Genomic DNA, 24371 nt, shown 5'->3' with positions numbered 1-24371 from the left:
TTATGCTTTAATAGCTGGTTTAACGATCACGTTACCGCCAGTTGCGCCTGGGACTGCACCTTTAATAAGAAGCAGATTGCGCTCAGCGTCAACACGTACGATCTCTAGGTTTTGAGTCGTTACACGCTCAGCACCCATGTGACCTGCCATTTTCTTGCCTTTGAACACGCGGCCTGGAGTTTGACATTGGCCAATTGAACCAGGTGCACGGTGAGACAATGAGTTACCGTGAGTCATATCTTGAGTACGGAAGTTCCAACGCTTAACAGCGCCTTGGAAACCTTTACCCTTAGATGTACCAGTAACGTCTACTTTCTTAGTTTCGTTGAATAGTTCAACAGTTAGTTCAGCACCAACTTCGAACGATTCACCGTTTTCCAAACGGAATTCCCAAAGACCGCGACCAGCTTCAACACCAGCTTTCGCAAAGTGACCAGCTTCTGGTTTAGTAACGCGGTTAGCTTTCTTAGAACCAGCAGTAACTTGGATTGCTGCGTAGCCGTCAGTCTCAAGAGATTTAACTTGAGTTACACGGTTCGCTTCAACCTCAACAACAGTTACAGGGATAGAAACGCCTTCTTCAGTAAATACGCGGGTCATGCCCACTTTACGACCGATTAGACCAATCATTATTCTAATCTCCCTTAACCTAGGCTAATTTGTACGTCAACGCCCGCAGCAAGGTCTAGACGCATCAGAGCATCAACAGTTTTGTCTGTTGGCTCAACGATGTCGATTAGACGTTTGTGAGTACGGATTTCGTACTGATCACGAGCATCTTTGTTAACGTGTGGAGAGATAAGAACTGTGAAACGCTCTTTACGAGTAGGTAGTGGGATTGGACCACGAACCTGTGCGCCAGTGCGCTTAGCCGTTTCAACGATTTCCGCTGTAGAAGCGTCGATTAGTTTGTAATCGAATGCTTTTAGGCGGATACGGATACGTTGGTTCTGCATGAGACAGAGCTCCAATTATTAAAAATTACACAAACAATATCGCCACTCAAACTCGTTAAAACGAGAGAATGCCGATTGATTTATGTGAAACCGTAGCATCCAAGATTAGGACGCATTGTCAGTTAATTTTCGATTAACTACCCCTACATGCCAGAGTCACCTCTGGGGATAGTTTTTCCGAAGAAAAGATAGCTAATTGTATTAACCGCGAACATAAGCTGAGTCTACATTACCTGACTTAAAGTCAGCTCCTCGCTGCTCATTGGTTCACAACTGGCTTAACCAGTGCGCTGCATTATACAGATCACAGTTTTACTTGCAAGTGCTGTTTGAAAAATAAACGGAGAAATGACAGCTGGAATCAAGATGCGGGAACGGACTTCATCCTATAGAGAATTTGGTATGGATAAAGAAGCTGTAAAGGGTATTTGATTCCCTGCAAAGACAAAACTGTCATCCTCAAGAGTGAGGGACGAACGAGTTGGGGATCTCACAACTCCAGTAGATGTATTTGATAGATTCCCTACTCCCTCATTCTTCGGTCTATGGAATGACATACCTAAACTCATCGATTCAATTTAGCGACATCATTAAATAAAAAAAGCGGACTTAATCATAAGCCCGCTCTCACTTTATATATATTCCTGCTCGTTAAGCTAAGCGCTGACGCACGGCTTCAAACAAACAGATACCCGACGCTACTGATACGTTAAGACTTGAAACTGTACCTGCCATTGGGATCTTGATCAGGTCATCACAGGTTTCACGCGTTAGGCGGCGCATACCGTCACCTTCTGCACCCATAACGATCGCCAACTTACCTGTTAGTTTCGCTTGGTAAATGTCGTGCGTTGCTTCACCTGCAGTTCCAACAAACCAAACGCCCTGCTCTTGAAGTGAACGCATGGTGCGAGCTAGGTTAGTTACGCGGATTAGCGGTACGATCTCTGCGGCACCACAAGCAACTTTACTGACTGTTGCTGTCATTGGTGCAGAACGGTCTTTAGGAACGATAACTGCCGCAACACCCGCCGCATCTGCATTACGCAGGCAAGCACCTAGGTTATGCGGGTCCGTAACACCATCAAGCACCAAAAGTAGTGGCTGTTCATGCTGAGCTAAAATGTCATCTAAGTCATTTTCGTTAAGCTGTTTTGCTGGCTTAACGCGCGCAATAATGCCTTGGTGATTAGCACCTTGTGCTTTGTCATCCAGAGTCTTACGCACCATCTGTTGAATCGATACGCCGCAACGTTGTAGTTCATTCAAGATTGGCAGCAGACGCTCATCTTGACGACCTTTTAGTACGAACGCTTCAATGAAACGCTCAGGCTCACGGTCTAGTACTGCTTTTACTGCGTGAATACCATATAGAAATTCGTTACTCATTCTTTAAACCTGTTATTCGCTTTTTGCGCGCGTCGTTTTCTTTGGCTTGCTGTGCGGCTTCTTCTTGCGCGCCTTTTTTACCTTAGGCTTTCTTGCCTCACCATTGTCCTTTTTCCGTCCTTTTGTCTCAGGACGCTTAGTTGGTTCAATTTCCGGTGTGGCTTTTCGCTCTGCGCGACTTCCTGTTGCCGCTCGCTTTTTGGCTTTCGCTTTCTGTTGTGCTTCAGCCGCACGCTTCTTAGTCGTTTTTCCTTTGCCGCGTACTTTACGACTTGTTTCGACTAATTCAAAGTCAATTTGCTTATCGTTTAAGTTAACCGACAGCACTTTCACTTTAACCGCATCACCAAGACGGTAGATAGCGCCAAAGCTTTCGCCGATAAGTCTTTGACCGATTGGGTCAAACTGGTAGTAGTCATTGGCTAAAGATGAAATGTGTACCAAGCCATCAATGTGCAATTCCGTCAAACGTACAAAGAAACCGAAGCTGGTTACATTGGCAATCACGCCGTCTAACTCTTCACCCACATGGTCTTGCATGTACTCACACTTGAGCCAGTCAGCAACTTCGCGAGTTGCATCGTCAGCACGACGCTCAGTCATTGAGCATTGCTCGCCATAGAAATCCATGTCGTCGAACGAATAATGGTAGCCACCAGTTGGTGTCCAGCGATCTTGATTACGGCCTTCTTCTTTGGCGATCAGGTACTTAATGGCACGGTGCAACAATAAATCAGGATAACGACGAATCGGTGAAGTAAAGTGAGCGTAACGTTTTAAGGCCAAACCAAAGTGACCGCAGTTATCGGCGTTGTACACTGCTTGCTTCATTGAGCGCAGCAGCATAGTTTGAATCAGCTCTTTATCTTGACGCTCAGCAATCTGCTTCACTAGCTCAGCATAATCGGTTGGTGAAGGCTCTAGCCCACCACCGAGATTCAAACCAAGCTCACCTAAGAAATCGCGGAAACCTTGTAGACGCAACTCACCTGGAGATTCGTGAATTCGGAACAGCGCAGGCTCTTTGGCTTTCTCGACCAATGAAGCGGAAGCGATATTGGCAAGAATCATACACTCTTCAATAATCTTGTGAGCATCGTTGCGAATCACAGGTTCAATACGGTCAATCTTGCGATCTGCATTGAAGATGAACTTCGCTTCTACGGTTTCAAACTCAATCGCACCGCGATTATCACGGGCATCTTTAAGCACCTTGTACATCTTGTGTAGCTCTTCAAGGTGCGGCACTAGTGGTTGATAGCGTTCGCGTAACTCTACGTTGCCATCAAGAACTTCACCCACTTTGGTGTAAGTCAAACGTGCATGCGAGTTCATCACGGCTTCATAATGCTTATAGCTTGATAACTTACCGCTGGCAGAGATAGTCATCTCACACACCATGCATAAGCGATCAACTTGCGGGTTAAGCGAACATAGACCGTTGGACAGTACTTCTGGCAGCATCGGCACAACTTGCGATGGGAAGTAAACCGAGTTGCCACGATTGATCGCTTCTTTGTCGAGAGCAGAATCAGGACGGACATAGTAACTGACGTCAGCAATCGCTACCCATAGACGCCAACCGCCACCTTTTTTCGCTTCACAGTAAACCGCATCGTCAAAGTCACGTGCGTCTTCACCATCAATCGTTACCAAAGGTAGCTGACGTAAATCAACACGACCAACTTTGGCTTCTTCTGGCACTTCTTCGCCCAAGTTGGCAATTTGCTTATCAACCGCTTCTGGCCATTCATGAGGAATTTGGTGAGTACGAATCGCAATTTGCGTTTCCATGCCCGGCGCCATATTTTCGCCCAACACTTCGACCACTTTACCCATCATGCCGCGCGAACGTGAACCACGGTCAGTAATTTCAATCACCACCACGTTGCCCATGCGAGCACCGGCTTTTTGGTCATTAGGAATCAAGATATCTTGGCTAATACGCGAGTCATCCGGCACCACGTATGAGTATCCATACTCTAGGAAGAATCGCCCAACAATTTGAGTATTGCGCTCTTCGAGTACGCGAACCAAACGTCCTTCCTTGCGACCGCGTTTTGAATTTTGTGTTGGCTGTACGAGAACAAAATCGCCATGAATGATGTTTTTCATCTGATGATGAGGCAGGACGATATCGTCTTCTTTTTTCATGCTGCCTTCAGGTCTTACCCAACCATGACCGTCTTTGTGACCAATCACGTAGCCTTTCACCATTTCTAGTTTTTCAGGCAGTGCGTAACATTGGCGACGAGTAAACACCAACTGCCCATCACGCTCCATAGCGCGCAGACGACGGCGTAGGCCTTCATACTGCTCTTCGCCTTCGAGTTGCAGTGCTTCAAACAAATCATTGCGGTTTAGTGGGACGCCAGCCTGCTGTAGAAATTCAAGAATGAACTCACGGCTTGGAATCGGATTTTCATAGTTTTCTGATTCACGATCAGCGAAAGGATCGTTTTGGATTTGGTCTGACATAAGCAAGCCCAATTAGCAAGGAAGGTATGTGGCTATTATATCTGAGGAACGATATAAGCTACAGCTTAGCGGTTACAAAAAAGAAAAATATCGATGCAATTTTCATAACTTAGCGAGTGATGTACAGCCGATAACCACAACCGATCAAGATCACACTTCATCGCAATTTATAAAGCAAACGTTTGCAAAAACACAACCTTGTTGCCATATTCTGCGCCAATTTCCTATCCCCTCCCTTTATAGGTTTAGTGATAACTATGAAACGCACTTTATTAGCCACCGCCATAGCAAGCTTAGGTCTTTTCTCAGCAGTATCGACTGCGGCAGAAAAAGTGGATCTAATGATCACCGACGCAATGGTTCTAACCATGAACCAAGACAAGGCCGTATATGAAAACGGTACTGTTGTAGTGAAGGATAACAAGATCATCGCGGTTGGCGATGAGTCACTTGAGAAACAGTACAAAGCCGATAAAGTGCTGGATGTTGATGGCGACATCGTAATGCCAGGCCTTATCAATACTCACACTCACGTTTCAATGACTGTATTCCGCTCACTTGCGGACGACGTGCCAGATCGCCTGCACCGTTACATCTTCCCATTAGAAGCGAAGCTTGTATCACGCGATATGGTTCGTATCGGCGCTAACCTAGGTAACGTTGAAATGCTAAAAGGGGGTGTCACCACTTACGCAGACATGTACTACTTCGAAGACGAAGTGGCGAAAACTGTTGATAAGATTGGTATGCGTGCAATCTTGGGTGAAACCATCATCAAATTCCCAGTAGCATCAGCGAAAAACGCTGAAGCGGGTATCGATTACACGCTTAAGTTTATTGAAGAATACAAAGATCACCCACGTATCACACCAGCGTTTGCACCTCACGGTCCATACACTAACACCACAGAGATCCTGCAAAAAGTGGCGAAACTTTCGCTAGAGAAAGACGTACCAGTAATGATGCACCTAGCGGAATCTGACCGTGAACAACAAGTGATTGCTGAGCGTTCAAATGGTTTGTCACCCGTGCAATACATGGAAAGCATTGGCGCACTCAACAAAAACCTGGTTGGCGCACACATGATTTTGGTTGACGACAAAGATATCGAACTAGTGAAAAAGTCTGACATGGGTGTGGCACACAACATGAGTGCTAACATCAAATCAGCTAAAGGCGTCTCGCCTGCCCTACAAATGTACGACGAAAACGTACGTATTGGTCTAGGCACTGACGGCCCAATGTCAGGTAACACGCTAAGCACGATTGATGAGTTCAACCAAGTGGCAAAAGTGCACAAACTCGTCAACAAAGACCGCGCAGCAATGCCGCCAATCAAAGTAATTGATATGGCAACCATGGGCGCGGCAAAAGCACTACACATGGAAGACAAGATCGGCTCTCTTGAAGCCGGTAAATTGGCTGACATCATCGTTATCGATACGAAAGCGCCAAACATGGTTCCGGTTTACAACCCATACTCGGCACTGGTGTACTCAGCTAACTCAGCCAATGTTCGCCACTCTATCGTTGACGGTCAGTTGATCATGCAAGATCGCAACATCCTAACCGTGGACGAAGATGAAATCCGTAAGGAAGCACTAGAGTTTACAGAAGTGGTACGTGAAACCGTTATTGCATCAGGTGAAGTAGTGCAATAATCACTCTCTGCTGATAACAAAAATGCCCAGCAATCGCTGGGCATTTTTATGAGTACAGGTTGTCAAAATAGCGGGTTACCAGAAGGTGTCACGGCGCTTAGCGCGGGCAATAATATTCTCTGGCATACGCAGCTCAAGGCCATGCCTCAAGCGGGAAATTCGTTTGTGTTGGCGCTGATCGGCTGTCACCGAGTTATATAACCAGCGATAGGCATCTTCGTAATCGAGTGGGCTACCATAATCACGTAATAGCAGTTCTGCTAAATGAATGCGGGCATTTAAGTTCCCCATTGCAGCGGCTTCGCGCAAATAAGGAATCGCACGTTCTTTATCTTGCTGAACCAATGTACCACGCGAGTAATAACGCCCAAGTTGCTCAAGAGCCGTTGGCAATCCTTGGTGCGCAGCGTTTTCCATATAGTAAAGCCCTAGCTCGACATCTTGATCGACGCACACACCCCACGCCAACATATCGCCATACAAAAACTCGTATGCCGGTAGGTTAATGCGAGTCGCACGTGCAACAATATCTTCTACCAACTGGCAGTTATCGGCCTTAACGCGCTCTAAATGTTTATTCTGTTCGATCAGTTTAATAAGTTCAGCTTCGGAATAAATGGGCACTGGCGCACCAACGTCAGCCACATTGGCGTAACTGAAGGTCGCGCTAAGCGTCAATATCAACGAAGCTGCCACTGTTCGTAGCTTCATACCTGCACTCTTTGTTGAATTCGATGCCTACCCCGTCTTACAGGCAGGGTGAGTCTCGATAACTTTATCGGCAAAGGCTGCTAAGTCTTTAGCTAAAATTTGCCGCGAGTTGGCAATAGTTTGCCACAAAACGAGTAAAAATCCAGCAAGCCTTGCCGCTAAAGGCATCGACAACAGGTATAAAAAAACCGGCTCGAAAGCCGGCTTTATCAAACTGCGTAAACAAATTACTTAGATTCGAAAGGGTGAACCTTGATAATTGTTTCGTTACGGTCTGGACCTGTAGAGATAATGTCTACTGGCACGCCTGTTAGTTCTTCAATACGCTTAATGTAATCAAGAGCGGCTTGAGGTAGTGCGTCTAGAGATTTAGCACCAACGGTGTTCTCAGACCAACCTGGCATTGTTTCGTAGATTGGCGTTACGTTTTCGTAAGCATCAGCAGCCATTGGTGATACTTCTAGTACCGAGCCATCAGCCATTTTGTAACCAGTACAGATTTTTAGCTCTTCAAGACCATCTAGTACGTCTAGTTTAGTTAGACAGAAACCAGTTACTGAGTTGATTTGGATTGCGCGACGCATCGCAACAGCATCGAACCAACCAGTACGACGTAGACGACCTGTTGTTGCGCCAAACTCGTGACCAACAGTACCTAGGTGTTTACCTACTGGATCTTGCTTGTCTAGACCATCGTATAGTTCAGTTGGGAATGGACCTGCACCAACGCGAGTACAGTATGCTTTCGCGATACCTAGAATGTAACCTAAGTGACGAGGACCAAAACCTGAACCTGCCGCAACACCACCAGCAGTCGTGTTAGAAGAAGTTACATATGGGTAAGTACCGTGGTCGATGTCTAGTAGTGTGCCTTGAGCACCTTCAAACATGATTTTGTCACCACGTTTGCGAGCTGCGTCTAGCTCGTCAGTTACATCGATAACCATAGAAGTTAGCAACTCAGCAAAGCCTTTCGCTTGCTCAAGTACTTCTTCGTAGCTTACTGCTTCTGCTTTGTAGTAGTTCACTAGTGCGAAGTTATGGTATTCCATCACTTCTTTTAGTTTCTCAGCAAATGCTTCCATATCGAATAGGTCGCCAACGCGTAGACCGCGACGAGCAACTTTATCTTCGTATGCTGGACCGATACCACGACCCGTAGTACCAATCGCCTTTTTACCACGTGCAATTTCACGCGCTTGGTCTAGCGCTACGTGGTAAGGAAGAATTAGTGGACATGCTTCAGAAATGAAAAGACGCTCACGAACTGGAATACCACGTTCTTCAAGAGGCTTCATTTCTTTAATTAGGGCTTCAGGTGATAGAACTACACCGTTACCGATAACGCATTTTACGTTATCGCGAAGGATACCTGATGGAATTAAGTGAAGAACGGTTTTTTCACCGTCAATTACAAGTGTGTGACCTGCATTGTGACCGCCTTGGTAGCGCACCACGTATTTTGCATCTTCAGTTAAAAGGTCTACGATTTTACCTTTACCTTCGTCACCCCATTGGGTGCCTAGAACGACTACGTTATTTCCCATCTTTCCAAGTCTGATTGCTAGTTAAAAAAGGATTCTAGCACTGAATCCTCGTTCTTGCAGTCATTTTTTAATCATACTGATTTGATCTTGTGAGCAGGCGAAGGCTCAAAATACAAGGCAAACGCCCGTCAAACACTTACTTCAAGGATGGTCAATTTAAGCAAATTTACGCATAAATTTTCACTTCAAGCGCACCACGACTATCCATACTCGCGCGATACATTCCGCTCGAGTTAAGCTCAAAATGCACTCGACCTTGCGCATCAACGGCAATCACACCACCTTCACCACCGATATGTTTAAGCTCGCCTTGGATGATACTTTGACAAGCAGTCGCGACATCCTCTTTTAGGTAACGCATACGAGCCGCAATATCAGCGGTCACCGCTTTACGCAAGAAATATTCGCCCACCCCCGTCGCTGAGAGTGCCACGTTGCCATTTTCGGCAAACGTCCCTGCACCAACAATGGGGGAATCTCCCACCCGACCATACTTTTTGTTGGTAATCCCACCAGTACTGGTCGCGGCTGCTAAGTTGCCATGCTTATCCAGCGCAACCGCACCAACCGTGCCGTGTTTGTGATCATCGGGATATGTGGCTTCCGACAAAGCGACACCACCTTGCTCTTTGATTGCCATTAATTGGTCATAGCGACGATCGGTAAAGAAATAATCTTGCTCAGTAAAGTCATAGCCACGTTCAAAGGCGAACTCTTCTGCGCCATCGCCAATTAACAAAACATGGGAACTATGACGCATCACATCATAAGCTAGCGAAATTGGATTTTTGATATGACGAACGCAAGCAACGGCACCAGCAGCGCTATCACTTCCATCCATGATACAGGCATCCATCTCCACCATCTCTTTATGAGTTAATACAGAACCTTTACCCGCGTTAAAGTGGGGCGAATCCTCAAGCACTTTAACCGCTGCGGCGACTGCATCCACCGCCAAACCGCCTTGAGCTAAAACAGTGTGCCCTGCGTTAACAGCATTAGACAAATCTTGCTCGATTACCGCTTGTAACTCAGCACTCATATGCTCGGGTAAAATCGTACCTGCGCCACCATGTATGGCAATCGCGAATGGTGTGTGATGATGAGATAAAGATGAAGGCATAACTGACGCTCTTATTCTGTACTTAAGCGCTTAGTCTACTTGAATGGCATAAAAAACGAGAGCCTATTTGGCTCTCGTTGAATAGAGGCTAACGATGCAGTAAAGCCACCGCTTGGGTAGTTTTCTCAAGATTGTCCTCCACCACTTGCGGAATCTTGCTAGCAATAGTGGCGTAGAGGCTGTCAATCATTGCCAACTTAACCAACCTTGCAATGCCATTTTTACCCAATAACGGTTCCGGTGATGCCGGGGCATACAATGGGTAATTTGATAACTGAGATAACTCCGCATGGTAGTTATTGGTTATTGAAATAACGGTCGCTCCCGACTGTTTTGCTAAGCGCACCGCGTCCATTAAATCGACGGTTTGTCCAGAATGAGATACAACTAACACCACATCTTTGTCGGTCAAAACGCTGGCTGACATTAACATTAAATGACGATCTTTTGGCACATTAGACCGAATACCAAAGCGCAATAATTTATGTTGAAAATCTTCACAGATAATCGTCGAGCCTCCCACCGCATACAGTTCAATGTGGTGCGCGCGAATAATCGCATCCGCTGCCGCACTTACCATATTGGCATCAACAAAATTGAGAATCTCTTGTAGTGCATTAATTGAGTTTTTTAGCACTTTGGTGACTATTTGCTCACAAGAATCATCGAGCTGCAACTGCTCACTCGGAGCATAGGTGTCTGAGTCATGATGAGCATTTAGTGCATCTTTTAACTGCTTGAAACCACTAAAACCCAGTTTTTTCGATACTTTTACAACTAAAGCCGTGGATACGCCTAAGCGCTCTGCCACTTCATTGATCGAAACTGAGCGGTTCAAAAAATGCGGTTTAAGAAAACTCTCTGCAATAGACTGCTCAGTACGAGTTAGTGATGGCAGTCGCATTCGAATGTTGGGAATTACTTGATTAATATCCACCGACAGTATCATTCCTTGTGAGGCAATCGCTTTATTATACATAGGCTCCACGTGTTCGTCATGAAGCTGCCCGAAGGCAGCGGGATGTTATTTGACTAATTGCCAATAAATTGCCGATAGTTCATGTTTACTACTGAGTTTGAAGCCTTTGTCAGCCTTGGCTCCAAAACCTTTGCCAAAGAAACGAGAGGTCGCGACTGCTTCACCTTCATTGATAAACACTTCTAGGCTTGAGTGGTCACGCAACAGTTGCAATGAGTTGACGCGTCCCGGCCATTCAATGACTTGCCATTGATGATTTTTTAAGTTTCGACGCACGGTACGCAGACCTTTTGAATCCACTTCGATTCTTAGGTCTTCGGCGATCTCAATCAGCAACTCTTCGTTTTGTAGGTTATGCAATTGCAGCTCACCAGATAGGCCATCGAAGCAAGTAGATAGCCCTTTAAATACCTGTTGATGCTGGCGCATGTGAGTGAGTTCCATAACAGGGTTCTGTTTTAGACGACCATTAACGAGAGTAAGCTCCCGTGGACAAGTCATTTGGTGAACCCAACCATGTTGGATACTTGGTTGGTACGCTTCGTATTCATCCGGCTTGCCCATCCAACCAAACAAAATACGGCGACCATCTTGATCAGCAAATGTCTGTGGCGCATAAAAGTCAAAGCCATGATCCATCAACACACCATCTTGATGATTAAATGCCGCAGTTTGATAATCAAAATCACCAATGTGATAAGTCACATCAAAAGTTTCCACTTTCTTACCATCACGCTCTAACCAGTTTTTTGGGCACGTGATTAATACATGACGATTCTCAAGGGGGAAAAGATCTGGACATTCCAACATAAAATCGTCGCAATGATACCCATTCAACCCATCACCAAAAACTTCTCCTAACCAATGCCAGTTTTCTAAGTCATCAGAAACAAAAGCCAGTACTTTCCCTTGGTAATTAAGATCTTCCGCTCCCAAAACCATGTAGTAACGTTCTTGATGTACCCATACTTTAGGATCGCGTACGTGCCCGCTGTAACCATCAGGTAAAGACAACACGATACCCTTTTTTTCTACCTGTTTACCCGCTTCTAATGACGCTCGACACTGATAAGCCGTTCGTCCACCCTCAGCAAACTTCACATTGCCGGTATAAAAAAGTTCAAGCGTATCATCAACAATCAAACCAGAACCTGAGTAGCAACCATGCGTTTCGTAGTCTTGCGTGGGCGCTAAAGCTAAAGGCTGGTGTTGCCATGTGAACAGATCTTTGCTGGTTGCGTGTCCCCATGCTTTTGCACCATGAGCACAAGCTTTTGGGTTCCATTGATAAAAGAGATGATACTCACCATTAAAGTGAGCCAATCCATTTGGGTCGTTTAATAAGCCGAATAGAGGGGCAAAGTGCCAAACTGGACGATAAGGATCTTGAGCTTGATTCGCTTGGTTAAGCGCAAGAGCTAAAACTTCATTGATGTAGCGTTGGTCAGCAAGTGAATGAGTATGTTTCATCTGATCTCCAAGCCCCCTGCTAAGAGGGGGCATGTTTAAGCGTTACTTATCGTTCAGCATTTTGTCTGAGAAGCCCATGGTGTAAGTCAGCGCGAATGCCACGCTGCAGCTCACCGCATGAACAAGGAAGTAAGACATCAACTGACCATCTAGGTATAACAAGGTGCCTGGGATTACAGTTACCGCCATACCACTTGCTGCCAGTCCTAAGATTTGTGCCGTAAAGCCACCTAGAGCACCGCCAATAAGCGCAAAGATAAATGGGCGGTAGTAACGTAGGTTCACACCAAAAATTGCAGGTTCAATAATACCGAGGAAAGCCGATACCGTTGACGGGAAGCAAAGCGCTTTAAGCTTTTTGCTCTTGGTTTTCATGCCTACCGCTAAACACGCTGCACCTTGCGCAGAAATCGCGCCAGTGATCAGGGCATTAAATACGTTACTGCCTTCATTGGCTAATAGTTGGATTTCAAGCAGGTTGAATACATGGTGAACACCCGTAATTACAATCAAGTCCCAAACGAAACCAATAAACAGACCACTTAAACCAAATGGTAGATCAAGCAGATACTTGGTCGCATCAACCATCGCCACTTCCACAACGTGGAACAGAGGGCCAACTGCTAATAGAGCAACAGCGCTCATGATCAGCAGAGTTAGGAAAGGGGTCATCACCAAATCAAATGCTTCTGGCATGACAGAACGAATACGACGTTCAAGTTTGGCACTTAAGAAACCAGCAATAAAGGCAGGAATCACTGAACCTTGGTAACCAACCACAGGGATAAAACCAAAGAACAATAGTGGTTGCGCATCACCAAAACCCACAGCCCATGCATTCGGTAGAGCTGGCGAAACCAACATCAGCCCCAACACGAGACCAATCAACGGAGTGCCTCCAAATACTCGGCTGGCTGACCAAGCAACCATTGCAGGTAGGAAGATAAACGCCGTGTCTGTAAGAATTTGAGTGTAGAGGATAAAGTTTGGTGAAATAGACTCAGGCGTAAGACCAAACAACGCAAGTACTTCAGGGCGTGTCACTAGGCCGCGTAGACCCATAAACAAACCAGTTGCAACTAACGCTGGAATCAGTGGAACAAAGACGTCACTAAATGTGCGAATTGCACGTTGCATTGCCGTACCTTGTTTCGCCGAAGCCTCTTTCATTTCTGACTTACTCGACATTGAAAGATCTAAACTTTCAAACGCTTCAAATACGCGGTTAACCGTACCCGTACCAAAAATTATCTGATATTGACCACTGTTAAAGAATGCACCTTTAACTTTGTCGGTATCTTCAATGCGTTGTTTATCGATTTTTTCTTCGTCAGCCACCATGACACGTAGACGTGTCGCACAGTGCGCGACTGACACTATATTCTCTTTTCCACCAAGAGAGCCGACTAGCTCTTCAGCAATCATTGCGTATGACATATTTAGAACCCGTAGCACGTTATTTTATAGATGTGTTAGCTGCTATTTAAGCTATCAATATTTCGTTATTTGAGCACGGTTCAAGATCACACTTTTAAAAATATCGTGAACTTTTTATTTTCGTAAACTTTTTTGTTAACTTTTTAATTTATTAATTTCAATTACTTATGATTAATTTGCAGATATTCCGATTTTTACTATATTTACTTTCGTGAATTTATTTGTAAACTTTTAGGCAATTCATTCAGGTTATATTGATTAGAGACAACAGATTATGAAAATTGCGATTGGTTGTGACCATGTAGGTATTGAACACAAAGATCTTGTTATCAAACACTTACAAGAAAAAGGGATCGAAATAGAAGATTTTGGTGCCCATTCTTCTGAACGAACAGACTACCCACAATACGGTTTAGCCGTCGCGCAAGCCGTGCAAAACCAACATGCTGACCTAGGTTTGCTAATTTGTGGTACCGGCGTTGGTATCTCACTTGCAGCGAACAAAGTGAAAGGTATTCGTGCAGTAGTCTGCAGCGACCCTTACACTGCGCAGCTTTCTAAGCAACACAACAACACCAATATTCTTGCGTTTGGCTCACGAGTGGTAGGAATTGAGCTTGCCAAGATGATTATTGATAGTTGGCTGGATGCTGAGTTTGAAGGCGGTCGCCATCAGAACCGAATTGATCAAATTGCAGCTATTGAAGAGGTGTAAAAATGTCTAAATTTTGTCCTTCAATGATGTGTGTCGATTTCTCCAAATTGGCATCAGAGCTCAAAGAACTTGAAAAGGCTAATGTCGATATGCTGCATATCGATGTTATGGATGGTCACTTCGTACCAAACTTCGCTTTGGGTCCTGAAGATATCAAAGCAATCCGCGAACTGACGAACATCGATTACGATGTACACCTTATGTTGTCGAATCCCGATCAATTTATCGATCTGTTTGCCGCGTTAGGGCCAAAGTTAATGTATATCCATGCGGAGGCACCACCGCATCTGCACCGTACATTAGGTAATATCCAAGCAAAAGGCATCAAATCCGGCTTGGCGATTAACCCAGGTACACCACTTAGCGCGATTGAAGATGTGCTGGATGTGACAGACGTCATTTTAGTCATGTCAGTAAACCCTGGTTTTGCTGGACAAGCTTTTATCCCAAATGCTTACAACCGAATTGACCGTATAATTGATATGATTGAACGCCAAGGAACCAATACTAAGATTGCCATTGATGGGGCGATCAGCCCTGAAGTGATCGAGCGTCTCGGCGAGAAAGTGGAATACTTTATTCTGGGAACTGCAGGACTTTTTGGCAAAGAAAAAAGTTACCAAGAGACAATGCAAGATCTCCGTCGTTTGACTGTCGAACCTGTTGCAGCTTAACCCCCACTAGCAACGACTCTAAGCCTGAAAGTAAAAAGCGCAGCCAACTGGCTGCGCTTCTTTTTATTCTGCTTTAAGCAAAAAAGTGCGATTAGTGAGAACCGCAACCGCCGCCACCGCAGCATTCGTGATCGTCGCCTTTCTCCTCGCCACCGCAGCAACCGCCTTCGTGGTCGTGATCGTGACCACCACAGCAACCGCCACCTTGGTGGATGTGACCGTGTTCGATCTCTTCCGCAGTCGCTTCACGTAGTGCAACAACTTCAACTTCAAACGTTAGAGTTTGACCTGCTAGCATGTGGTTACCATCAACAACAACTTCATCGCCGTCAACTTCAGTCACTTCTACAGGAATTGGACCTTGATCAGTATCCGCTAGGAAGCGCATACCAACTTCAACTTGGTCAACACCGTGGAACACGTTTGCAGGAACGCGTTGAACTAGCTCATCGCTGTGCTCACCGTAAGCTTCTTCTGGTGCCACTGTTACTTCGAACTTGTCGCCAGCTTCTTTACCTTCTAGCGCTTTTTCTAGGCCAGAAATCAGGTTGTTATTACCGTGTAAGTAATCTAGTGGAGCTTCAACTGTTGATTGGTCAACAACTGCGCCATCTTCTAGTTTTACTTGGTACGCTAGGCTTACGACTACGTTCTTTTCAATTTTCATAATTGCTCCAAGGCATTATTGGCATCCCATCACTGTGGGAAATAAAACATTACCCTGCGTATTATGGGGATGAAATTGAGAAACACAATCAATCGGGCCTAAAAATGCCGATCATATTTTCATCAGCACGAGTCGTTTCCTCTACTGATTTCGGTTTTCTCTGGTCGTGATAGTCACAATCAACGCATTCTACTAGCTCGATATTGTTTTCAATCCACCAGCGTAATGTGTCTTGTTGCTGGCACTTAGGGCAACTCGCTCCTGCGATAAATCGTTTCTTCATTTGATACTCTTTACTTCATCAATGTCCAACATAACCTGCGACCACACCTCGGTTGTTGAGCTCAAACTCAAGTTATTCCCAGAAGTTTTTCGTCTGCTGATCATTTTCCATCTCACGCCCAAAAATCTCTTCCAGCTCTTTGCGGGCCTCTTTTGCTCTTTGCGCTAACTGCCTATCTTCATTATGTTGGGGTAACAGCTCTTTGAGCATGGCATTATCCAACTTTCTAAAATGAGATTCTGCGCGCTGAGCCTGATATGGATGCATGCCCAACTCGATCAGCGCTAACTTACCGAGATCCAACGCCCCCAAAAACGTTTCCCGTGAGTATTTGTCCACGCCATGACTGAGCAATTGGTACGCTTCCACTCGGCTGCGCGCGCGAGCTAAGATCTTTAGTTGAGGAAAATGCTGCTTACATAAATCGACTATTTGCATGATTTCATCGGGAGAGTCTGTACACAGAATAATTGCCTCTGCTTTACTTGCCCCAGCAGCCCGCAGAAGATCAAGTTGTGTCGCATCGCCATAAAAGACTTTATATCCATACTTTCGCAACAGCTTAATCTGACTTGCATCACTTTCTAAAATGGTCAGCTTAATTTTGTTGGCATAGAGCAAGCGACCAACAATCTGACCAAATCGCCCGAAACCGGCAATAATGACTCGTGGTTGGTTATCAACAATATCGCTACTGATCGCCCCGTCATCACCCGCATTAAGTTTGAGTGCATACCATCTCTCTTGCCCCATCAAAAGCAAGGGCGTCGTCACCATCGACAAACTCACAACCACCAACAAAAACGCAGTTTGTTCGGCAGTGAGCAAATTTTGGCTTTGTGCTGCGGTGAAAATTACAAACGCAAATTCGCCCCCTTGACTGAGAATAGCAGCAATACGGCTGCGAGATTTCGCTCGACTTCCCGCGGCTCTCGCCAGTGCATATAACAGAAAAGCTTTGACGGTGATCAGAGCTAACACACTCAATAAAATGGTCCAAGGATGGAGTGCAAGCAGTCCAAGGTTTACCGCCATGCCAACCGCAATAAAGAACAACCCAAGCAGTAATCCCTTAAACGGCTCAATGGCAATTTCTAACTCATGCCGATACTCGCTCTCAGCCAGCAGTACGCCAGCTAAAAACGCCCCAAGCGCCATCGATAGCCCAAGCTGCTTCATAATCAAAGCAATGCCAATCACCAACAACAGTGCAGCGACCGTAAAGAGCTCTCGAACCCCACTGGCAACCACATAACGGAAAAGTGGGCTCAACAAGAAATGTCCGCCTACCAGCAGACCAAGCACGCCACCCAGCATCCATAAACCATCTTGCCAGTTGCCTGTTGTGTTGCCTGCTAATAACGGCAGCATCGCCAGCATAGGAATGACTGCGATATCTTGAAACAACAGCACCGCAAACCCCGACTGTCCGGTTTCACTACCAGTAAGTCCTTGTTCTTCAATCACGCGTAGAGCAATCGCTGTAGAGGAGAGTGCCAAGCCCATGCCGATAGTTAAGCTGACCTGCCAACTTAGCCCCATTACATTGATGACACTGGCAATAAATGCAGTAGTGAGTGCGACCTGAGCCCCCCCCAAGCCTAATATCGGGCCACGCAGTTGCCACAATTTTTTCGGATTGAGTTCTAAGCCAATCAAGAATAGCAGTAAGACCACGCCAAATTCGGCGAAATGGAGAATGGCATCAACATCGCGAATCAAGCCAAGCCCCCAAGGGCCAATCGCCACCCCCGCGAGCAGATAACCAAGTACAGAGCCAAGCCCTAACCGTTGCGCCAATGGCACTGCCACAACCGCAGCAGTTAAAAAAATCGCACTACTTTGCAGAAAGTCACTTTCTAATGCCATTATGACCTCCTACTGCGCTTTGTTGTGGATTCACCACCTCTCCACGAATCACATTGACGCCGACCAACGGAGCAGCTAGCCATTGATAATAACGCTCTGCATGCATTTCACGCTCAGAGTCCGCAACATTGCGCGCCCAATAGAGAACAAAAGGTTCAATCCAATGCATGCGACATAGCGCTGCGGTAAGCTCAAATGGCTGTAAGATCTGTTCAAGAGGGTATTTGTTGTATCCGTATTCACCAAAGGCATCTTCTTTACCGCCAGTGGTAATCACACTACGCCAATATTTACCTTGCAGGGCACTCCCCTCTCCATAAGCAAACCCTTTTTTGCCCAATACGCGGTCCAGCCACTCTTTTAGCAATGCCGGGCATGAATAAAGGTACATCGGATGGTGAAAAACAATCACGTCATGCTCAAGCAATGCATCGTGCTCAGCGTTAACATCAATAAAAAAGTCGGGATAGAGGGCGTAGATATCACGCACGGTTACGTGTTCCAGAGAAGTCACTTTATTGATCATGACTTGGTTGGCAACCGAAGTTTGTGGCTCTGGATGTGCGTAAATGATTAATACTTTAGCTTGAGCTGTTGCTGATAAATCCATTCCTTGTACAGCATTCCTTTTATTTTCGTTATCATTTTGTTATACGCGGTTGAGAGAGATAACGCAATGATCGACTTTTTCTACCAATCCTCCTACTATGCGTGCGGAAACGATTAAAGAAAAAACAGAACGCTATGATTACCTTCTCTGATATTCAATTGCTACGTGGTGGCAAGCCCCTGTTAGACAACGCATCTGCAACTATCCATCCTGGCGATAAAGTCGGCTTGGTCGGCAAAAACGGGTGTGGTAAATCCACCCTCTTTGCTTTGATCAAAGATGAACTTTCTATTGATGCTGGTAATTTTAGCAAACCTGCCCATTGGGAGATGGCATGGGTTGCTCAAGAAACCCCTGCGCTTGATCGTACCGCCCTTGAGTATGTCATTGATGGTGACCGTGAATACCGTGCTTTGGAGCAGCAACTCGTCGATGCTGAACAAGCTGATAACGGTACATTAGTGGCGGAGTTACATGGCAAAATTGAAACCATTGGTGGCTATAGCATTCGAGCTCGTGCGGCAGAACTGCTTGATGGTCTAGGCTTTACCCAACCGCAAATGAGCTGGAACTTAACCCAGTTTTCTGGTGGTTGGCGCATGCGCTTAAACTTAGCTCAAGCCCTGCTCTGTCGTTCTGATCTACTGTTACTCGATGAACCGACTAACCACTTAGATCTGGATGCAGTTATGTGGCTAGAACGCTGGTTGCAAAACTACCCAGGTACGCTGATCCTTATCTCACACGACCGTGATTTCCTCGACCCTATTGTTGGGCGCATCGTTCATGTCGAAAACCAACGCTTGAATGAGTACACCGGTAACTACTCTTCATTTGAAGATCAACGTGCGCAAAAGCTGATCCTACAACAAGCAATGTACGCCAAGCAGCAAAAGCATATGGCACACATGCAAAGTTACATTGACCGCTTCCGCTACAAAGCATCGAAAGCGCGCCAAGCACAAAGCCGCATCAAAGCGCTAGAACGCATGGAGAAAGTACTCCCTGCGCAATTTGATAACCCATTTAGTTTTGAATTCCGCGAGCCAGAAGCGTTACCAAACCCAATCATAATGATGGATGAAGCATCTGCGGGATACGGCGACAACCTAATTTTAGAGAAAATCCGTCTCAACTTAGTTCCGGGTAGTCGTATTGGCCTACTGGGTCGCAACGGTGCAGGTAAATCGACGCTAATTAAGCTTCTCTCTGGCGAGCACAAACCACAAAGTGGAGAACTGACATACTCACAAGGCGTGAAGATCGGTTACTTTGCTCAGCATCAACTAGAAACTCTGCACCCTGAAGAAACACCATTGCAGCATATGATGCAAATCGCACCTAAGCATACCGAGCAGCAATTGCGCGATTACTTAGGCAGTTTTGGCTTCCAAGGGGATAAAGCACTAGAGAAAGTCGCACCATTCTCCGGGGGCGAGAAAGCCCGCTTAGTGTTAGCGCTGATTGTGTGGCAAAAGCCTAACTTGTTGCTACTCGATGAGCCAACCAACCACCTTGATTTGGATATGCGCCAAGCGCTAACCATGGCGTTACAAACCTTTGAAGGGGCAATGGTGATCGTCTCGCACGATAGATACCTATTGCGCGCAACCACAGACGATCTTTACTTAGTCCACGATCGCCAAGTCGCTCCATTTGATGGCGACTTAAATGATTACTACAAGTGGCTGACAGAGCAGCAAAAAGCTGACCGTCGAGAAGCGCAAGCTGAGCAACCAGAAAAGAACAGCGCCAATAGCGCTGCGGCGAAAAAAGATCAAAAGCGACGTGAAGCAGAGTTTCGCAAATTAACCGCGCCGATTCGCAAAAACCTGACAAAACTTGAAGATAAAATGGATAAGTTAGGTCAGAAACTCGCCGAGGCTGAAGAACAATTAGCGGACAACTCACTGTATGAAGCCGAAAATAAGGCTAAACTTAATCAAGTTCTCGCGATACAAGCCTCCAGCAAAACCGAGTTAGAAGACGTCGAAATGGAATGGATGGCTCTCCAAGAAGAGCTAGAGCAGATGGAACAGGAGTTCAGCAGTCAATGAGTATCGAGCGCGTACATCTTTCACTTACCTTAGAACGCCTATGGCAATTTAGCTTGCAATATTACAGTGTGCGAGAAGTGAAAGAGGCGTGCTTATCCTTACAAAACCACTACCATGGTAATGTGAACTTACTCTTACTGCTAAAATGGTTGGACGAGCAAGGTGCAACCATTGCCGCGCAAGATTGGGCTCAAGTAGAAGAGTGCTTGAGCCGTTCTGAAATTCTGCTCAGTAGCTTTCGTGAATTACGCAGAAAATGCAAACGCAGCCTACCCGACACCTTGTATCGGGAGGCGCTGCAATTTGAATTACAACTAGAAAAGCAACAACAGTCTGACTTAGTTGATTGCATTAATGGGCTGACATTACTCAATGCCGATGATGAGCCCCTAACCCTTCGTTATTGTCGTCAGTTGGATGGAGAGCATTTGTACTCCGTTTTTTCACAACCTTTTTCGGATAACGCAACTGAAACGCTATGACAAAATTTATTGCTGCCTCGGGCATTACCAACCCCCATTTGCAAACCCTAGCGCCACGTTTTATTCGTAAGAAAGCGCTGTTTGAACCTATTTGGCAAACCCTTGATACGCCAGATGGCGATTTTATTGATATCGCTTGGAGCGAAGACCCTAACAGTAAAGAAGCGCGAGACAAGCCGCTGTTTGTCTTGTTTCATGGTTTAGAAGGCTGCTTCTACAGTCCTTATGCCAATGGCTTGATGGCAGCGTTCGCCAAGCAAGGTTGGCTCTCTGTGATGATGCACTTTCGCGGTTGTAGCGGAAAACCCAACCGCCTACCACGAGCCTACCACTCAGGGGAAGTCGAAGACGCGCGCTTTTTCTTAGAGCATCTTAATCAACAATTTACCAATACTACCAAGGTTGCAGTGGGCATTTCACTTGGTGGGAACATGTTGGCAAACTACTTAGCGGAATACGCAGACGAGCCTCTCATCGATGCGGCATCTATCGTTTCCGCTCCGCTTGATTTATCGGCCTGTTCTAGCCGTATTGAGCAGGGCTTCTCCAAACTATACAAAACCTATTTACTCCGCTCACTTAAGCGAAATGCATTGCGCAAACATCAGTTGCTCAAAGGCGAGCTTGGCTTAACGTATCAATGCATAAAGCGCGTGACCAAGTTGTACGATTTTGATGATCTTATCACCGCTCCCCTGCATGGTTTTAAAGATGCGGATGATTACTATCAACGCTGCTCAGGCATTCATCGTCTTCAGCAAATCAAACTGCCTACGCAAATCATTCATGCTAAAGACGATCCGTTTATGACTGACGCCGTCATTCCGCATTTCGTCCTACCTGACAACATCGACTATCGCCTGCTCGACCAAGGAGGTCACGTCGGCTTTGTCACCGGGTCGTTATTAAAACCGAGATTCTGGCTTGAAGAGATGTTACCCGCTTACTATCAACCATTAAAAACGGCATAGTGCCGTCCCCAATGCAACGACAAGTGTTGGGGATAGCACCGTAATCATAAAATTAAGAGGTATTTATGATTGTCCCTTGGCAAGATATTGCTCCAGAAACACTCGATAATCTAATTCGTGAATTTGTCCTTCGTGAAGGAACGGATTATGGCGATATCGAAGTATCCGTGGCTGATAAAGTTGAACAAGTTAAAGCTCAACTCGCTTCAGGAGAAGCGGTCATTGTCTTTTCAGAGTTACACGAAACGGTTGATATTCAACTGAGAAACAAGTTCTAAATCAGGCATCTTTAATAACCTAACCATAGGCGACGCAAAGTATAATTTTTTAGTTTAAAAGTTAAAGCATGTTATATTGCTGTAAAAGCTAAGTGACTAAGCATGTCTATTGTCACTTAGCCAACATTAACAGGAACGTGAGTTTTAGACAGGGTTTGTCATGTCAGCAAAACATCCAATTATCGCTGTCACTGGTTCATCTGGTGCAGGTACAACGACGACATCAGAAGCTTTTCGCAAAATGTTCAATATGATGGACATAAAACCTGCTTGGGTTGAAGGAGATAGCTTCCACCGTTTCACTCGTCCAGAGATGGACGTAGAAATCCGCAAGGCTCGTGAGCAAGGGCGCCACATTAGCTATTTTGGCCCTCAAGCGAATGACTTCCCCGCATTAGCCGAGTTTTTCCGCCAATACGGTGAAGACGGCAGCGGTAAGGTCCGTCGTTATCTGCATACATTTGACGAAGCCGTCCCTTACAATCAGATGCCGGGCACCTTTACCCCATGGCAGGAGCTTCCTGAAAATAGCGACGTCTTGTTTTATGAAGGCTTACACGGCGGTGTCGTCGATGGGGATGTTAATGTTGCCCATCATGTTGATTTTCTGATTGGCATGGTTCCCATTGTTAACCTAGAGTGGATTCAGAAATTTGTTCGCGATACGCGAGATCGCGGCCACTCACGTGAAGCGGTAATGGACTCTATCGTTCGCTCAATGGATGACTACCTCAATTACATAACGCCGCAGTTTTCACGTACCCATATCAACTTCCAACGTGTGCCTACCGTCGACACATCCAACCCACTGGATGCCAAAGGCATCCCAAGTTTGGATGAGAGCTTTGTGGTGATTCGTCTACGAGGGTTCAAAAATGTCGATTACCCATACCTGCTCGCTATGATTGATGGCTCATTTATGTCTCGCCACAATACCCTAGTCGTACCTGGCGGAAAAATGAGTTTTGCCATGGAACTGATCGTCAGACCGATTCTTCAGCAGCTAATTGAAACGGGCAAAATTGGCTAAATAACAGCGTTAGAACACGATTACTTTTCATACCGTGATCATGTGCACGTTTTCACTTATAAAATAGCAGCGAGTACCCTATTAAAATCAAGAAATCATTCTAGAAAAAGGATACTATTTGAAACCGAAACACAAGATAGCTTGCAGCACTGAGAAAGTGCTCTTATCCTAGTTATCCCGATTTTGGACATGGAAAGCGCAAGCGTACCCTGCAGAGGAAGTGAGATATTATGGTTCTAGGTAAACCTCAAACCGATCCAACATTAGAGTGGTTCCTTTCACACTGTCATATTCATAAGTACCCATCAAAAAGCACGCTAATTCATGCGGGCGAAAAAGCAGAAACGTTGTACTACATCGTTAAAGGCTCAGTTGCGGTTCTTATCAAGGACGAAGAAGGTAAGGAAATGATCCTTTCTTACCTAAACCAAGGTGATTTCATCGGGGAGCTTGGTCTATTTGAAGAAGACCAAGAGCGTACCGCTTGGGTTCGTGCTAAGTCTCCTTGTGAAGTGGCTGAAATTTCATTTAAGAAATTCCGTCAACTGATTCAAGTAAACCCAGACATTCTTATGCGTCTGTCTTCTCAGATGGCTCGTCGTCTACAAGTGACTAGCCAAAAAGTAGGTGACCTAGCATTCCTAGATGTAACTGGTCGTATCGCTCAAACGCTACTTAACCTAGCGAAGCAACCTGACGCGATGACGCACCCAGACGGCATGCAAATCAAGATCACTCGCCAAGAAATCGGTCAAATCGTGGGTTGCTCACGTGAAACCGTTGGTCGTATCTTGAAGATGCTTGAAGAGCAGAACCTAATCTCTGCTCACGGTAAGACTATCGTTGTGTACGGCACTCGCTAATTCACACGAATTGAACGAGTAAAATTGCTAAAGCCACCTTCGGGTGGCTTTTTCTTTACTTGAGAGTTGAGAAACGAGATTGTAGAGCCGAGACGCCCCCCCCTCTCTATTCTCTATTCTC

At 45.7% G+C, this 24371-nt stretch carries 23 protein-coding genes; 9 read left to right on the top strand and 14 right to left on the bottom strand.

Annotated features, from left to right (window positions below):
• The 4 genes from rplC to rnr all read right to left on the bottom strand — a co-directional run bounded on the left by rplC (window position 1) and on the right by rnr (window position 4823).
• Complete coding sequence (rplC, locus tag GZK95_RS01320) at window positions 1-630, bottom strand: 50S ribosomal protein L3 (protein WP_075711278.1); 630 nt, start codon at window positions 628-630, stop codon at window positions 1-3.
• 14 nt (window positions 631-644) lie between these two features.
• Window positions 645-956 (bottom strand): 30S ribosomal protein S10, encoded by a 312-nt coding sequence (gene rpsJ / locus GZK95_RS01315; protein ID WP_001181007.1) that lies wholly within the window; start codon window positions 954-956, stop codon window positions 645-647.
• A gap of 651 nt (window positions 957-1607) precedes the next feature.
• Window positions 1608-2345: a 23S rRNA (guanosine(2251)-2'-O)-methyltransferase RlmB gene (gene rlmB, locus GZK95_RS01310; RefSeq protein ID WP_075716320.1), complete on the bottom strand. Its 738-nt coding sequence runs from the start codon at window positions 2343-2345 to the stop codon at window positions 1608-1610.
• Window positions 2346-2357: 12 nt separating this feature from the next.
• Complete coding sequence (gene rnr, locus GZK95_RS01305; protein WP_075716319.1) at window positions 2358-4823, bottom strand: ribonuclease R; 2466 nt, start codon at window positions 4821-4823, stop codon at window positions 2358-2360.
• Between the two features lie 251 nt (window positions 4824-5074).
• Here rnr and GZK95_RS01300 point away from each other — a divergent pair, with 251 nt between their 5' ends.
• Window positions 5075-6484, top strand: coding sequence for an amidohydrolase (locus tag GZK95_RS01300; protein WP_075716336.1), 1410 nt, complete (start codon window positions 5075-5077; stop codon window positions 6482-6484).
• A gap of 75 nt (window positions 6485-6559) precedes the next feature.
• Here GZK95_RS01300 and motX read toward each other — a convergent pair whose 3' ends face one another.
• The 6 genes from motX to GZK95_RS01270 form a co-directional block, all read right to left on the bottom strand.
• Window positions 6560-7195 carry a flagellar protein MotX gene (gene motX, locus GZK95_RS01295; RefSeq protein WP_075711272.1) on the bottom strand — a complete coding sequence of 212 codons (636 nt, stop codon included), beginning with the start codon at window positions 7193-7195 and terminating at the stop codon, window positions 6560-6562.
• Window positions 7196-7422: 227 nt separating this feature from the next.
• Window positions 7423-8742, bottom strand: coding sequence for an adenylosuccinate synthase (locus GZK95_RS01290; protein WP_075711270.1), 1320 nt, complete (start codon window positions 8740-8742; stop codon window positions 7423-7425).
• A gap of 166 nt (window positions 8743-8908) precedes the next feature.
• The gene (locus GZK95_RS01285; protein WP_075716318.1) at window positions 8909-9865 is read right to left on the bottom strand and encodes an isoaspartyl peptidase/L-asparaginase family protein; all 957 of its coding nucleotides are present in this window, start codon (window positions 9863-9865) and stop codon (window positions 8909-8911) included.
• 88 nt (window positions 9866-9953) lie between these two features.
• Window positions 9954-10844, bottom strand: a complete 891-nt coding sequence (locus tag GZK95_RS01280) for an SIS domain-containing protein (RefSeq protein ID WP_225623942.1) — start codon at window positions 10842-10844, stop codon at window positions 9954-9956.
• Between the two features lie 45 nt (window positions 10845-10889).
• Window positions 10890-12314: a glycoside hydrolase family 32 protein gene (locus GZK95_RS01275; RefSeq protein ID WP_075716317.1), complete on the bottom strand. Its 1425-nt coding sequence runs from the start codon at window positions 12312-12314 to the stop codon at window positions 10890-10892.
• Window positions 12315-12356: 42 nt separating this feature from the next.
• Window positions 12357-13751 carry a sucrose-specific PTS transporter subunit IIBC gene (locus GZK95_RS01270; protein ID WP_075716316.1) on the bottom strand — a complete coding sequence of 465 codons (1395 nt, stop codon included), beginning with the start codon at window positions 13749-13751 and terminating at the stop codon, window positions 12357-12359.
• Between the two features lie 274 nt (window positions 13752-14025).
• On the opposite strand from GZK95_RS01270, the gene rpiB reads away from it, so the two are divergent.
• Window positions 14026-14466, top strand: a complete 441-nt coding sequence (gene rpiB, locus GZK95_RS01265; protein WP_075716315.1) for a ribose 5-phosphate isomerase B — start codon at window positions 14026-14028, stop codon at window positions 14464-14466.
• 2 nt (window positions 14467-14468) lie between these two features.
• Complete coding sequence (gene rpe / locus GZK95_RS01260; protein ID WP_075716314.1) at window positions 14469-15140, top strand: ribulose-phosphate 3-epimerase; 672 nt, start codon at window positions 14469-14471, stop codon at window positions 15138-15140.
• A gap of 91 nt (window positions 15141-15231) precedes the next feature.
• On the opposite strand, the gene slyD is transcribed toward rpe, so the two are convergent.
• From slyD to kefG, 4 genes are all read right to left on the bottom strand, one after another.
• Window positions 15232-15807: a peptidylprolyl isomerase gene (slyD, locus tag GZK95_RS01255; protein ID WP_075711266.1), complete on the bottom strand. Its 576-nt coding sequence runs from the start codon at window positions 15805-15807 to the stop codon at window positions 15232-15234.
• 88 nt (window positions 15808-15895) lie between these two features.
• Window positions 15896-16090 carry a YheV family putative zinc ribbon protein gene (locus GZK95_RS01250; RefSeq protein WP_075716313.1) on the bottom strand — a complete coding sequence of 65 codons (195 nt, stop codon included), beginning with the start codon at window positions 16088-16090 and terminating at the stop codon, window positions 15896-15898.
• Between the two features lie 72 nt (window positions 16091-16162).
• The gene (gene kefB, locus GZK95_RS01245) at window positions 16163-17959 is read right to left on the bottom strand and encodes a glutathione-regulated potassium-efflux system protein KefB (protein ID WP_075716312.1); all 1797 of its coding nucleotides are present in this window, start codon (window positions 17957-17959) and stop codon (window positions 16163-16165) included.
• Window positions 17943-18569: a glutathione-regulated potassium-efflux system ancillary protein KefG gene (gene kefG, locus GZK95_RS01240; RefSeq protein ID WP_075716311.1), complete on the bottom strand. Its 627-nt coding sequence runs from the start codon at window positions 18567-18569 to the stop codon at window positions 17943-17945. The genes kefB and kefG overlap by 17 nt, the downstream gene beginning before the upstream one ends.
• Window positions 18570-18703: 134 nt before the next feature.
• Here kefG and GZK95_RS01235 point away from each other — a divergent pair, with 134 nt between their 5' ends.
• The 6 genes from GZK95_RS01235 to crp all read left to right on the top strand — a co-directional run bounded on the left by GZK95_RS01235 (window position 18704) and on the right by crp (window position 24250).
• Complete coding sequence (locus GZK95_RS01235) at window positions 18704-20626, top strand: ABC transporter ATP-binding protein (RefSeq protein WP_075711258.1); 1923 nt, start codon at window positions 18704-18706, stop codon at window positions 20624-20626.
• On the top strand, window positions 20623-21108 hold the full coding sequence (locus GZK95_RS01230) for a TIGR02444 family protein (protein ID WP_075711256.1): 486 nt from the start codon (window positions 20623-20625) through the stop codon (window positions 21106-21108). Before GZK95_RS01235 ends, GZK95_RS01230 begins: the two co-directional genes overlap by 4 nt.
• Window positions 21105-22079 (top strand): hydrolase, encoded by a 975-nt coding sequence (locus GZK95_RS01225; RefSeq protein WP_075711254.1) that lies wholly within the window; start codon window positions 21105-21107, stop codon window positions 22077-22079. The genes GZK95_RS01230 and GZK95_RS01225 overlap by 4 nt, the downstream gene beginning before the upstream one ends.
• Window positions 22080-22144: 65 nt before the next feature.
• Window positions 22145-22357: a YheU family protein gene (locus GZK95_RS01220; RefSeq protein WP_075711252.1), complete on the top strand. Its 213-nt coding sequence runs from the start codon at window positions 22145-22147 to the stop codon at window positions 22355-22357.
• 160 nt (window positions 22358-22517) lie between these two features.
• Entirely contained in the window at window positions 22518-23387 is an 870-nt protein-coding gene (locus GZK95_RS01215) for a phosphoribulokinase (RefSeq protein WP_075711250.1), read from the top strand.
• Between the two features lie 230 nt (window positions 23388-23617).
• The gene (gene crp, locus GZK95_RS01210) at window positions 23618-24250 is read left to right on the top strand and encodes a cAMP-activated global transcriptional regulator CRP (protein ID WP_005597159.1); all 633 of its coding nucleotides are present in this window, start codon (window positions 23618-23620) and stop codon (window positions 24248-24250) included.
• The last annotated feature ends 121 nt before the right edge of the window (window positions 24251-24371 follow it).

It is taken from the genome of Vibrio panuliri (assembly GCF_009938205.1).
Taxonomy (GTDB): Bacteria; Pseudomonadota; Gammaproteobacteria; order Enterobacterales; family Vibrionaceae; genus Vibrio; species Vibrio panuliri.
The sequence above is the reverse complement of the archived record's forward strand: the minus strand, read 5'-3'. Positions and strand labels throughout refer to the sequence as shown.